This is a genomic window from Sphingomonas sp. LR59, from assembly GCF_036855945.1.
Classification (GTDB): Bacteria; Pseudomonadota; Alphaproteobacteria; order Sphingomonadales; family Sphingomonadaceae; genus Sphingomonas.
Window position 1 is genome coordinate 3208830 of sequence record NZ_JASPFL010000001.1, and the last position, 12406, is coordinate 3221235.

The window sequence follows — 12406 nt, forward strand, 5'->3', positions numbered from 1 at the left end:
CTGTTAGCCCGAGGTTTCGAGATCGGCAAGCGCCTTTTCGATATTATAGCGAAATTCGCCAAATTTATTGTGCGCCGCACCAACCGATCAGTCGATGCGAGATTCCGCTTGGCGACTCCCCTGTAGAACATTACAAGAACAATTGTGAACGAGTCGTCCGCCCTGATTGCCCGCCTGAAGCGGATCGCCACGACCGGTATACCGGCTCAGGGGGATGATCGTGCAGACGATGCGTGGCTGACGGGCGGTTTGGCGAAGGCGCAGTTGCACGAGATTTTCGCCACCGTGGACGACTCGGCCAGCGGCGCAGGGTTCGCGGTTGCGTCAGTTCTGGCGGCTCGGGCGGCGCCGGTGATGTGGTTGCGGACCGAGGCGAGCGAACGCCAAGGCGGCCGGCTACATGCGACCGGGCTGGTCGAGATGGGTCTCGACGTGTCGTCGCTGGTGCTTGGGCTGGTCGAGGACGAAACGGATTTACTGCGCGGCGCCGCCGACGCCGCGCGGTGCCACGGGCTTGGTACGCTGCTGATCGAGTCCTGGGGACGTGCACCGAAGATCGACCTGACCGCGACGCGGCGGCTGATGCTGGCCGCCGAAGCCTCGGGCGTGACGATCCTCAGCCTGCGCATCGGTGCAGACCCGGTGCCGAGCGCGGCGGCGTCACGCTGGCAGGTTGCGGCGTGTCGATCGCGACCGCTGGAGGCCGACGCACCGGGCAAACCTACCTTCGACATCGAATTGCTGCGTCGACGCGGAGGCCAAGCCGGGCTTCGCTGGCGTGTGGAGTGGGACCGTGACGCGTACATCTTCGACCAAACCGCCTTCGCCTCTGGTGATCCCGCGGCGCTACCTGGCGCTGGTATTCCCGTGGCTGCCGATCGAGCGGCTGCGGACGATGCGGCCGCATCTGTTCGTCGGACGGGCTGATACGCCGATCGCGTTCGTCGAGACGGTGTCGGGCGGCGTCAGGCTGAAGGCGCTCGACCGAGAAGCTATGAGGGCAGGACTTGTTCCGGGGCTGACGTTAGCAGATGCCCGCGCGCGCGTCCCTGAGCTGGAGGTGTACGATCATGACGCGCATGCCGATCACGAATGGCTCGAGCGACTCGCCGACGGGTGCCAGCGCTATACGCCGTCGGTCGCGCTCGACGAACCCGATGGGCTGATCCTCGACATCGCCGGGTGCGTGCACGAGTTCGAGGGCGAGCGTCGCCTCGCCGCCGATCTCGAGGAGCGCCTCGCGCGGCGGGGGCTGCTGGTGCGCCATGCGTTCGGCGACACGCCCGACACCGCGCGCGCGCTGGCCCGGTATGCGGGGGCACCTGCCCCCGATGAAAAGCGCGCGGTGAAGCGGTTGCCAGTGGCTGCACTGGGGCTCGACGAGGATGCGACCACCGCCTTGTCGCGCGCGGGGCTGAAGACGGTCGGCGATGTGATGGCGCGGCCGCTGGCGACGATCGCGGCGCGGTTCGGCGAGGAGGCGGCGATGATGATTCGCCGGCTCGACGGGTCGGTGAAGGGGCCGATCGTCGCGCGCCGCACCGTGCCGAAAATCGGTGTCGAACGGCGTTTCGCCGAACCGATCGCGCGGACCGAATATGCGCTGGAGATGCTGGCAGACCTGGCGGGCGAAGCGGCGGGTCAACTCGCCGAGCGCCACGAAGGCGGTCGCCGCTGGGAGGCGCGCCTGTTTCGCGCCGACGGTCTGGTCCAACGGTTGCGGATCGAGACTGGCCAGCCGACACGCGACGTGGCCCTGCTGATGCGGCTGTTCCGCGAGCGGATCGACAGCCTCGCCGATCCGCTCGATCCGGGATTCGGCTATGATTTGGTCCGGCTCGATGTCGCGCTGGCCGAGAAACTCGATGCCTCGCAATTGAAGCTCGAAGGCGGTGAGGCGCAAAAAGGAGAAGTCGCGCAACTCGTCGACCAGCTCGGCACGCGGCTGGGCCGGACGCGCGTCCGCCGGTTCTCGGCGCGCGACAGTCATATTCCCGAACAGGCCGAGCTGATGCTGCCTGCCGCCGAGGCCCCTGCCCCGACGCCGTGGATCGCGCCCGAAACGGGCGAGCCGCCGCTCCGCCCGATCTATCTTTTCGACCCGCCGCAGCCGATCGAATCGATGATGGCCGAGGTGCCCGACGGCCCGCCGCACCGCTTCCGCTGGCGCCGTACCGTGCATGACGTGGCGCATAGCGAGGGCCCAGAGCGGATCGCGGGCGAATGGTGGCGGCGGCAGGACATTCCGACGCGCGATTACTACCGTATCGAGGACCGCCGCGGCCGACGCTTCTGGATCTTCCGCCACGGCCTGTATTCCGAGATGGAGGCGCCGCGCTGGTACCTCCACGGCGTTTTCGCATGAAAGCGCCCGCGTCATGACCGGGTTCGCCGAACTCATCGCCGCGACCAATTTCTCGTTCCTTGATGGGGCAAGCGATGCGGGCGCGATGGTCGGTCGCGCGGTGCAGCTGGAGCTTGGCGGGATCGGGATCGCCGATCGCAACACTGTCGGCGGCGTGGTCCGCGCGCACCAGGCGCTGAAAAAGGCACGCGACGGTCTGCTCGGCATGGCGATGCCACCGCTCGACTTCCGGCTGGTGGTCGGTGCGCGGCTGGTGTTCGAGGACGGCACCCCCGACATCGTTGCGTATCCTGCGACCCGTCGTGGCTGGGGGCGGCTAACGCGGCTGCTGACGGTCGGTAACCGGCGTGCCGAAAAGGGTGGCTGCATCCTCGGGCTCGGTGACCTGATCGCGCATCATGCCGACATGATGCTGGTGGTGATGCCTAAGAGCAGCGCGCGGGGCGCGACGCCGGTGTCGCCGCTGCCGGACGGCGATGCCCTGCCCGAACGGAGAGAGCGCGATCTGGCGACGGTCCTTAGCGCGGTCAGGCGACTGGGCGCGGATGCGGTCTGGCTCGGCGTGACGATGCCGCGCGGCGGTCGCGATCGGCGGCGACTGGCGCGGCTTGGTCGGATTGCCGATGCGGCAGGCGTTCCCGTGCTCGCGACGACCGACGCGCTCTATGCCTATCCCGACGACCGCGATCTGCACGACGTCGTCACCTGCATCCGCGAGCGCACGACGATCCACAAGGCCGGGCGGTTGCTCGCCGCGAACGGCGAACGGCATTTGAAACCCGAGACCGAGATCGCCCGGCTGTTCCGCGATCGCCCCGATGCGGTGGCGCAGAGTGCACGCCTGTTGTCGCGGATCGCGTTCTCGCTCGACGATCTGAAATACGAATATCCGCACGAACCTGTACCGGAAGGTTGGACGGCGCAGGATTGGCTCGAACATCATGTCTGGCAGCTCGCGCTGGAACGCTACGATTACCGCGTGCCGGAGAAGATGCGGGCGCTGCTCCACGAAGAATTCGCCCTGATTCGCGAGCGAAAATACGCCTATTACTTCCTGACCGTGCACGACATCGTCCGGTTTGCGCGCGCGCAAGATCCCCCGATCCTTTGCCAGGGACGCGGCTCGGCAGCCAACTCGGTCGTCTGCTTCCTGCTCGGCGTCACCTCGGTCGATCCGATGAAATACGACCTGCTGTTCTCGCGGTTCGTATCGAGCGAGCGCGACGAGCCGCCGGACATCGATGTCGATTTCGAGCATGAGCGGCGCGAGGAAGTGATGCAGTACATCTACCGTCGCTATGGTCGCGACCGCGCCGCGATCGCCGCGACCGTCATCCATTACCGGCCCAAGAGCACCGTGCGCGAGGTCGGCAAGGCGCTTGGACTGACCGAGGACGTGACGCAGCGGCTGACGAGCACGGTGTGGGGCAGTTTCTCGAGCCGGTTCCAGGAACAGCGCTTTGCCGAGACCGGCTTCGACATCGACAATCCGGAGATCGCGCGGCTGCGCGAGATGGTCGACCGGCTGCTCGAATTTCCGCGCCATCTGTCGCAACATGTCGGCGGGTTCGTGCTCACCCAGGGACGGCTCGACGAGATGGTGCCGATCCATAACGGTGCGATGGAGGACCGCACCTTCATCGAATGGGACAAGGACGATATCGACGCGCTCGGGCTGATGAAGGTCGATATCCTCGCGCTCGGGATGCTGACGTGCATCCGAAAGGCGTTCGACCTGATGCGCGAGCATGGTCACGGCGATCACAAGCTCGATACGATTGCAGTCGCTGAGGACGACCGGGTCTATAACATGCTGTGCAAGGGTGACAGCATCGGTGTGTTTCAGGTCGAGAGCCGCGCGCAGATCAACATGCTGCCGCGGTTGCGTCCGCGCATGCTGTACGATCTGGTCGTGCAGGTCGCGATCGTCCGGCCGGGGCCGATCGAAGGCGACATGGTGCACCCATATCTCCGGCGGCGCAGCGGCAAGGAGGTGGCCGAATATCCTTCGCCCGATCCGAAGTTCGGGCCGCCCGACGAACTCAAGCAACTGCTTCGCTTCACCTACGGCGTGCCGCTGTTCCAGGAACAGGCGATGAAGCTGGCGATCGTCGCGGCGGGGTTCACGCCGAACGAAGCGAACCAGTTGCGGAAAGCGATGGCGACGTTCCGCAAGGTCGGCGGCATGGATAATTTCCAGGCTAAGCTCATCGGCGGGATGGTCGGCCGCGGGTATGAGCGCGAGTTCGCTGAGCGCTGTTTTAAGCAGATCGAGGGGTTTGGGTCGTACGGCTTTCCCGAGAGCCATGCGCTGTCGTTTGCGCGACTGGTGTACGTGTCGTCGTGGATCAAATGCTTCCATCCGGCGGTGTTCTGCTGCGCGTTGCTCAATTCGCAGCCGATGGGGTTTTATGCGCCGGCGCAGCTGGTGCGCGATGCGGTCGAGCATGGGGTGACCGTGCTGCCGGTCGATGTGAATGCGAGTGGTTGGGATAACTCGCTTGAGTCCTCCCCGGTACGGGGAGGGGGACCGCGCGAAGCGGGGTGGAGGGGGCTTCAGCGGACGAGTCGCTTGCGGCTGCCACTTTTCCAAGCGCGTCGTCTGCGGCGCGCCCCTCCACCATCCTGCGGATGGTCCCCCTCCCCGTGCCGGGGAGGATTTGCGTCTCGGCTTTCGGCAGGTGGATGGGTTTCGACAGGACTGGGCCGACGAGATCGTCCGCGTCCGGACCACGCCGTTCGCCAGCATCGAGGACCTCGCGCGGCGGGCGAACCTGCCACAGCGCGCGATGAACCTGCTCGCCGACGCCGACGCGTTCCGATCGATCGCCAAGGAGCGCCGCGAGGCGTTGTGGGACGTCCGCAGGACACCGCCAAAGCAGCTTGCGCTGTTCGCTGCCGCGGACGTGCCTGAACTCGGCCAGGAACCCGATGCGCATCTGCCGGCGATGCCGCTCTCCGAACAGGTGGCAGCGGATTACCAGACGACGCGGTTGTCGCTGAAGGCGCATCCGATGAGCTTTCTCCGCGAACGGTTCGCGGCCGAAGGTATCCTGTCGAGTGCGCAGGCCAACGCTACCAAGGACGGGCGGCGCGCGAAGGTCGCGGGGGTGGTGCTGGTCCGTCAGCGGCCGGGCAAAGGCAATGCGATCTTCGTGACGATCGAGGACGAGACCGGCGTCACCAACGGACTGATGTGGGCACGCGATTTCGAGGCGAACCGCCGCGCGGTGATGGCGTCGCGGCTGATGGTGCTGGAGGGCGTGATCCAGCGCAGCGAGGAAGGCGTCACGCACCTTATGACCGCACGAGTGCAGGATCGCACCGAGATGCTGCGGCTGTTGTCGGAGGATCACGCGCTGGAGCCGCCGCTCGCGCGTGTCGACGAGGTGATCCGTCCGGTCCTTACACGTAGTCCGGATGCCCGCGCACATCACCCGCGCGCGACGCATCCCCGGGATGTGCGCGTGCTGCCGAAGTCGCGCGACTTTCATTGATTCCAATCCGGTCACGGCTGCCGGTCACATCACGGATGCGGATCCCGTTTCGAATCTTACACCCGTCACCCCAGCGAAAGCTGGGGTATTTCACGTGGCACGCGACCGGCGCCTCACGGGGATACCCCAGCTTTCGCTGGGGTGACGGGTTTGAGGGCGACGGGTTTGAGGGGGACGGACCGATGGTGATGTACCGACGGTAACCGACCAAGGATCGACGGACCGTTTCAACGGCGGCGGCGGCGCGTGGAATTTCGACTACGATGCTCTACAGGGTGGCTCCAAAGGTGGCATTCGCCGCCGCCGCCCCCAAATAGCGCGCTAGAACCACACGGGAGTTGAACTTGGCCACGCTTGGAATGTCCCCCGCGGAGAAGGACGCCGTCGAGGCGTTCCGTCGCGACGTCGTCGAACCGTCGATGACGAAGCTCGTGATCATCGATTTCTGGGCGGAATGGTGCGGGCCGTGCAAGGCGCTGACGCCAACGCTGGAGAAGGTCGCCGCCGATTATGCCGACAAGGGCGTCGTGCTGGCGAAGGTCGATACCGACAAGAACCAGTTCATCGCCGCGCAATTCCAGATCAAGTCGATCCCGACCGTCTATGCGATGTTCCAGGGCCAGCTGGTCGCCGACATGACCAGCGCGCGGACTGAATCTCAGCTGCGCGTGCTGCTCGACCAGCTGCTCAAGCAGCTGCCGATCGAGGCCGGGCCGGCGGATGCCGCGCCCGACGTCGAGCCCTTGATCGCGGTGGGCGAAGAGGCGCTCGCTGCGGGTGACGGCGAGCGTGCGCTCGGGATTTTCCGCGAGATCGCCGAGATCGCGCCCGAGCATCCGCAGGTCCATGCCGGCTTCGTCCGCGCGCTGGTCGCGACCGGGCAGCTCGACGAGGCGAGCGATTGGCTGGCGAACCTCGATCCGGCGATCGCCAAGGATCCCGCGATTATCCGCGCGCAAGCTGCCCTCGCGCTCGCGCAGTCGGCCCCGCCGGTCGCGGACCTGTCGCCGCTGCTGGCCGCGGTCGAGGCGAACCCCGACGACCTGCACGCGCGGTTTGCGCTCGCCAACGGCCAGATGGCGGCGAACGACCGTGATGCCGCCGCGGACACGTTCCTCGGCATCATTGCCACCGAGCGTGACTGGAACGAGGGCGCGGCGCGGACGCAACTGCTGAAATTGTTCGAAGTCGTCGGGCTCGAAGACCCGTGGGTGTCTGGACAGCGGCGGCGTCTATCTGCGATCCTGTTCGGATGACCACCGAGTCGCCTCCTCGCGCCACCACCCGGCTGTCGATCTTCCCGTTGCCGGGAGCGCTGCTGTTCCCCGGCATGCACCTGCCGCTGCACATGTTCGAGCCGCGCTATCGGGCGATGATCAGTGACGCGATGGCACGTGATCGGCGGATCGGCATGATCCAGCCGCGCGGCGGACCGCACGACGACGCGGACGCGCTGTACGACATCGGCTGTGTCGGCAAGATCGCCGAGGTCGAGGCGCTCGACGACGGTCGTTACAACGTCGTGCTCGAGGGCATCGCGTTGTTCCGGATCGTCCGCGAGTTGGATGTGACGACCGCGTTCAGACAGGTCGAAGCGGAATTGCTGCCGTTGATCGAGGACGACGCGCTGTCGCTTGGACGGCGCTCATCGCTGGAAATGGAGTCGCGCCGGTTCGCCGACATGCAGGGCTATGCGGTCGATTGGGATGCAGTCGGACGGCTAGACGACGAAAGCCTGGTCAACGGCATCGCCCAGATCGCGCCGTTCGACGCGGCCGCGAAACAGGCGTTGCTGGAAGCGCCGAATATCGAGCATCGCGCGGAATTGATCATCCAGCTGATGCAGTTTTTCGGCCGGCACGACGGAGACGAATCGGTGACGTTGCAGTGAGCACGCTCGATCCTTGGCTGCTCGAACGCTTGGTCTGCCCGATGACGCGGACGCCGCTGCGCTATGACGAAGCGGCGCAGGAGTTGATTTCGGACACCGCGGGCTTGGCCTATCCGATCAAAGACGGCGTCCCTGTGATGCTTGTCGAGGAAGCGCGGCAACTTGGCGGACGCGTAGCGGATTGATGCCATCGACCGACCGCCGCCTTTGGACTCTCGGCGCGGTTTGGGGACTTGGGCTTGTCGGATCGGGCTGGGCGCCGTTCGACCGCGCGACGTGGTGGATGGAGGTCGCACCCGTCCTGGTCGCCTTTCCGATACTGATCGCCCTACGCCGCCGGTTCGTTTTCACAGACCTGGCACTGCTGCTGATCGCGCTGCACGGCCTCGTCCTGATGCTGGGCGGTGCCTATACCTACGCCCGCGTACCGATCGGTTTCACGGTGCAGGACATGCTGCATCTCAAGCGCAATCCCTATGATCGTTTCGGGCATCTGATGCAGGGATTCGTCCCCGCCATAGCCTTACGCGAAGTGCTCGTGCGGACCGGCAGCATCGCGTCGCGCCGCCTGCTGACCATCACGGTGCTCTGTTACTGCCTGTCCATCAGCGCGCTATACGAACTGACCGAGTTCGGGGCGGCCGTTGCGCTCGGTCAGGGTGCTGACGCGTTTCTGGGGACGCAAGGCGATCCCTGGGATACGCAATGGGACATGCTGATGTGCCTGATCGGCGCGGGTCTCGCGTTGATCCTGCTGTCCCGCGTTCACGATCGGCAGATCGCGCGTCTCACACGGTAAGCCCTTGCAGCAGTTTCGGCAGGTCGCCGCTTTCGCCGCGTGCTTCCGCCATAAAGCGGTCCTTGAGGGGCGGGATCGCGTTGACCGCGCTGATGCCGAACCGGCGGACGGCGCTGGCGGTCTTGCCGGGGAGACCGAACAGGCGGGTGAGCGTGTCGGTGGCGGCGGCGGTCATGAACGTGTCGAGCCCGCGCCAGCGCTGGTAGCGCGCGAGCAACGCGGCGTCGCCGAGGTCGAGGCCGAGGCGCTTGCCCTCGACCAGCACTTCGACGAGCGTCGCGACGTCGCGGAAGCCGAGGTTGAGGCCCTGTCCGGCGATCGGGTGGATGCCGTGGCCGGCGTCGCCGACCAGCGCGAGCCGCGTGTCGGTGATGCGGGCGGCGTGGTGAAAGCCGAGCGGATAGGACGAGCGCGGCGTGGCCATCGACAGCTTGCCGAGGAAGCCGCCCATGCTCTTTTCCGCTTCGGCAAGGAACGCGCGGTCGCCGAGCTTGAGCATGCCGGGGGCGTTCTTCGCATCGACCGTCCAGACGATCGCGGAGCGGTGGCCGTCGGCATCGTCGGGGAGTGGGAGCAGCGCGAACGGGCCGCTCGAATAGAAGATCTCGTATGCAACATCGCCATGCGGCAGTTCATGGTGGAACGCGCCGATGATCGCGGTGTGCTCGTAGGACCAGCGCGCGATGGTGATCCCGGCAGCCTCGCGCGTCGGTGAGTTGCGACCCTCGGCGGCGATCATCAGAGGTGCGCGGATCGTGTCACCCGAGTCCAGCGTGACGGTAACGCCCGATTCGGCGCGATCGACCGACGTGGCGCGGGTCTGCATGCGCAGATCGACATGCGGCGCGGCGGTCGCGGCGGCGAACAGTGTGCGGCGGAGCAGCTTGTTCTCGTACATCGTCCCAAGCGCACCATCGTCGGCGTCGGGGACGAAATCGAGGGCGCCCGGCTCCAGCCCGTCGCTGACGCGAATCTGGCGAATCGCACAGCCCTGGCCCGCGAGTGTCGCGCCGATGCCGATCGCGTCGAGCATCCGGTGGCTCGCGCTCGCCACCGCGGAGGCGCGGCCGTCGAAGCCCGGCGCTAGCGTCACCGCGGGGTCGGCGGGGTCGATCACGATCGTCGAGATGCCGTGCACGCCGAGCGCCACGGCGAGCGTCGCGCCGACCAGCCCGCCACCGAGGATGATTACATCTGTGTCCATGACGCCGCTTTATCCCGCCAGCCGGTCGCTGCCAACGACGATCCGGGCGCAGCTTAACCCGTGTTGTCGCGTGGTTACCTTGACGTTGAGCCTGCCGAGGGCGATGCATTTCTGCATTATACTGCAACTGGAGAATACGGGTCATGGCCAGCCGCGCGCAGCCAGCCTTGTGGCGTGAGACGGTGAAGGCGGGTGCCGTCCGCAGCGGCGCGTTGATCGCGGCGATCGCGTTGTTCGTCGGCACGCTGCTGATGGCGCTGGCGCTGGCAAGCTATCACCCGAGCGATGCTGCGCTCAACACCGCGTCGGGCGCCTATCCCGACAATCTGGTGGGACCGCCGGGCGCATGGTTCGCCGATATCGCGCTGACGCTGTTCGGGCCGGCGGTCGCGCTGCTGCTGCCGATCGGGCCGATCCTCGGGATGCGGCTGTGGCGCGATCTGCCGCTGGGGCATTGGCTGCGGATGGTGCGCGGGGCTGCGATCGGCGTCGCGCTGATGGCGAGCGCGCTCGCGTTCGTATCCGGATCGTCGGTGCTGGCGCTGCCCGCCGGCTGGGGTGGCGTGATCGGCTTGTCCGTCGCGAGCGTCGTGCATTGGGGGCTGAGCTTCATCGGCCAGCCGGTCGCCGAACTCTGGTCCGCCCGCGCGGTCGGTCTGGTCGCGGCGGTCGCGGGCGCGATCGTCTGGGGCAAGAGCATCGAGATCGATCTTGGCGAGCGCAAATGGCGCTTTCCCCGCCGCAATCGCACCGAGGCGCTGGGCTATGACGGCTTTGCGGAAATCGACGAGGATAACGACGAGCCGCTGACGCTGACGCGCAAGCCGGTCGAGCCGCGCGCAATCGCCGAGCCCGATCCGCGCCCTGCGCCTGTCATCGCCGACCGCCAGAACGCACCGTCGCAGGCGAAACCCAAGGAGCGCCAGTCGTCGCTCGACTTGCGCGACAATTTCACGCTGCCGAGCCTCGACCTGCTGACGCCATCGCCGCCGAGCCAGGGCAATGTGATCGACAAGGCCGGGCTGGAACGCAATGCGCGGCTGCTCGAAAACGTGCTCGACGACTTCAAGGTGACGGGGTCGATCATCGAGGTGCGGCCGGGGCCGGTCGTGACGATGTACGAGCTCGAGCCCGCCCCCGGCGTCAAGGCGAGCCGGGTGATCGCGCTGGCCGACGATATCGCCCGCAACATGTCCGCCATCTCGGCACGCGTCGCGGTGATCCCGGGGCGCAACGTCATCGGCATCGAGCTGCCGAATGCGCGGCGCGAGGCGGTGTCGTTGCACGAACTCGTCGGCAGCCAGACGTTCGAGGACCAGTCGGCGCAGCTGCCGATCATCCTGGGGAAGAACATCGCGGGCGATTCGGTGATCGCCGATCTCGCGCCGATGCCGCATCTGCTGGTCGCGGGCACGACGGGCTCGGGCAAGTCGGTCGGGCTGAACAGCATGATTCTGTCGCTGCTGTACAAGCTGACGCCGAACCAGTGCCGGATGATCATGATCGATCCGAAGATGCTCGAACTGAGCATGTACGACGACATTCCGCATCTGCTGTCGCCGGTCGTGACCGATCCCGCCAAGGCGGTGCGCGCGCTGAAATGGGCGGTCGAGACGATGGAGGATCGCTATCGCCAGATGTCCTCCGTCGGTGTGCGCAGCCTCGCCGGGTTCAACGATAAGGTGCGTGGTGCGAAGGCCAAGGGGCAGCCGCTCGGGCGCAAGGTGCAGACGGGGTATCACCCCGACACCGGCGCGCCGATGTATGAGGAGGAGAAGCTCGAATACGACGTGCTGCCGCAGATCGTGGTGATCGTCGACGAGCTCGCCGACCTGATGATGACCGCGGGCAAGGAGGTCGAATTCCTCATCCAGCGACTCGCGCAGAAGGCCCGCGCGGCGGGCATCCACCTGATCATGGCAACGCAGCGGCCGTCGGTCGACGTCATCACCGGCGTCATCAAGGCCAATCTGCCGACCCGGATCAGCTTCCACGTCACGTCGAAGATCGATTCGCGCACCATCCTCGGCGAACAGGGCGCGGAGCAGCTGCTGGGCAAGGGCGACATGCTCTACATGCCCGGCGGCAAGGGTATCGTCCGCGTGCACGGTCCGTTCGTGACCGACGACGAAGTGCGGCTGGTGGCGGATCACTGGCGCTCGCAGGGGCTGCCGGATTACATCTCCTCCGTGACCGAGGAGCCCGAGGAGAGCTTCGCGCTGGAGGGCTCACCGACCGGGGAGGATTCGGCGGAGGACCAGCAATATCGCCAGGCGATCCAGCTGGTGTGCGAATCGCAGAAGGCGTCGACCTCTTGGCTGCAGCGCCAGTTGCGGATCGGATATAATTCCGCGGCGCGGTTGATCGAGCGCATGGAGAAGGACGGCATCGTTGGCCGCCCGGATCATGTCGGGCGGCGCGAAGTGCTCCGCGATACCGAAGGGCATGCGATCTAGCGCTGGAAAACCGACACCAGCCGTCCTTCGAGAAACCTTCTGTTCCCTCGCGAACGCGGGGTCCAGGAGCCACGAACGATGTCGTTTGGAACCCTGGGCTCCCGCCTTCGCGGGAGAACTAGGAGGGGGCGCCCGCCACCAACTTTCCCGCGCGGACAAGGGTTTCGAACCACCGGCGCCCGGTATACGGAGCT

9 protein-coding genes are annotated in these 12406 nt (G+C 66.4%); 8 read left to right on the forward strand and 1 reads right to left on the reverse strand.

All coding sequences use genetic code 11. The features are described 5' to 3' along the window. Positions 1–144: 144 nt before the first annotated feature. From QP164_RS14970 to QP164_RS15000, 7 genes are all read left to right on the forward strand, one after another. Entirely contained in the window at positions 145–927 is a 783-nt protein-coding gene (locus QP164_RS14970) for an ImuA family protein (RefSeq protein WP_333923655.1), read from the forward strand. Further along, positions 896–2365: a Y-family DNA polymerase gene (locus tag QP164_RS14975; RefSeq protein ID WP_333924275.1), complete on the forward strand. Its 1470-nt coding sequence runs from the start codon at positions 896–898 to the stop codon at positions 2363–2365. The genes QP164_RS14970 and QP164_RS14975 overlap by 32 nt, the downstream gene beginning before the upstream one ends. Positions 2366–2378: 13 nt before the next feature. Continuing rightward, complete coding sequence (locus QP164_RS14980) at positions 2379–5279, forward strand: error-prone DNA polymerase (RefSeq protein ID WP_443027446.1); 2901 nt, start codon at positions 2379–2381, stop codon at positions 5277–5279. Between the two features lie 942 nt (positions 5280–6221). Continuing rightward, positions 6222–7118 (forward strand): tetratricopeptide repeat protein, encoded by an 897-nt coding sequence (locus QP164_RS14985; RefSeq protein ID WP_333924276.1) that lies wholly within the window; start codon positions 6222–6224, stop codon positions 7116–7118. Then, positions 7115–7753, forward strand: coding sequence for an LON peptidase substrate-binding domain-containing protein (locus tag QP164_RS14990; RefSeq protein ID WP_333923656.1), 639 nt, complete (start codon positions 7115–7117; stop codon positions 7751–7753). Before QP164_RS14985 ends, QP164_RS14990 begins: the two co-directional genes overlap by 4 nt. Further along, positions 7750–7938 carry a Trm112 family protein gene (locus tag QP164_RS14995; RefSeq protein ID WP_333923657.1) on the forward strand — a complete coding sequence of 63 codons (189 nt, stop codon included), beginning with the start codon at positions 7750–7752 and terminating at the stop codon, positions 7936–7938. Before QP164_RS14990 ends, QP164_RS14995 begins: the two co-directional genes overlap by 4 nt. Beyond that, entirely contained in the window at positions 7938–8552 is a 615-nt protein-coding gene (locus QP164_RS15000) for a DUF2238 domain-containing protein (protein ID WP_333923658.1), read from the forward strand. Before QP164_RS14995 ends, QP164_RS15000 begins: the two co-directional genes overlap by 1 nt. Here the strand turns inward: QP164_RS15000 and QP164_RS15005 are convergent. Next, a complete protein-coding gene (locus QP164_RS15005) occupies positions 8542–9756 on the reverse strand; it encodes a UbiH/UbiF/VisC/COQ6 family ubiquinone biosynthesis hydroxylase (protein ID WP_333923659.1) in 1215 nt (404 codons plus the stop codon). The genes QP164_RS15000 and QP164_RS15005 overlap by 11 nt on opposite strands. Positions 9757–9899: 143 nt before the next feature. On the opposite strand from QP164_RS15005, the gene QP164_RS15010 reads away from it, so the two are divergent. Beyond that, positions 9900–12212 (forward strand): DNA translocase FtsK, encoded by a 2313-nt coding sequence (locus QP164_RS15010; protein ID WP_333923660.1) that lies wholly within the window; start codon positions 9900–9902, stop codon positions 12210–12212. The last annotated feature ends 194 nt before the right edge of the window (positions 12213–12406 follow it).

Excerpts from the sequence above, each read along its gene's own strand:
- QP164_RS14975 (WP_333924275.1), top strand. The coding sequence starts at position 896 with ATGCGGCCGCATCTGTTCGTCGGACGGGCTGATACGCCGATCGCGTTC.
- QP164_RS14980 (WP_443027446.1), top strand. The coding sequence starts at position 2,379 with ATGACCGGGTTCGCCGAACTCATCGCCGCGACCAATTTCTCGTTCCTT.
- QP164_RS14985 (WP_333924276.1), top strand. The coding sequence starts at position 6,222 with ATGTCCCCCGCGGAGAAGGACGCCGTCGAGGCGTTCCGTCGCGACGTC.
- QP164_RS14990 (WP_333923656.1), top strand. The coding sequence starts at position 7,115 with ATGACCACCGAGTCGCCTCCTCGCGCCACCACCCGGCTGTCGATCTTC.
- QP164_RS15000 (WP_333923658.1), top strand. The coding sequence starts at position 7,938 with ATGCCATCGACCGACCGCCGCCTTTGGACTCTCGGCGCGGTTTGGGGA.
- QP164_RS15005 (WP_333923659.1), bottom strand. The coding sequence starts at position 9,756 with ATGGACACAGATGTAATCATCCTCGGTGGCGGGCTGGTCGGCGCGACG.
- QP164_RS15010 (WP_333923660.1), top strand. The coding sequence starts at position 9,900 with ATGGCCAGCCGCGCGCAGCCAGCCTTGTGGCGTGAGACGGTGAAGGCG.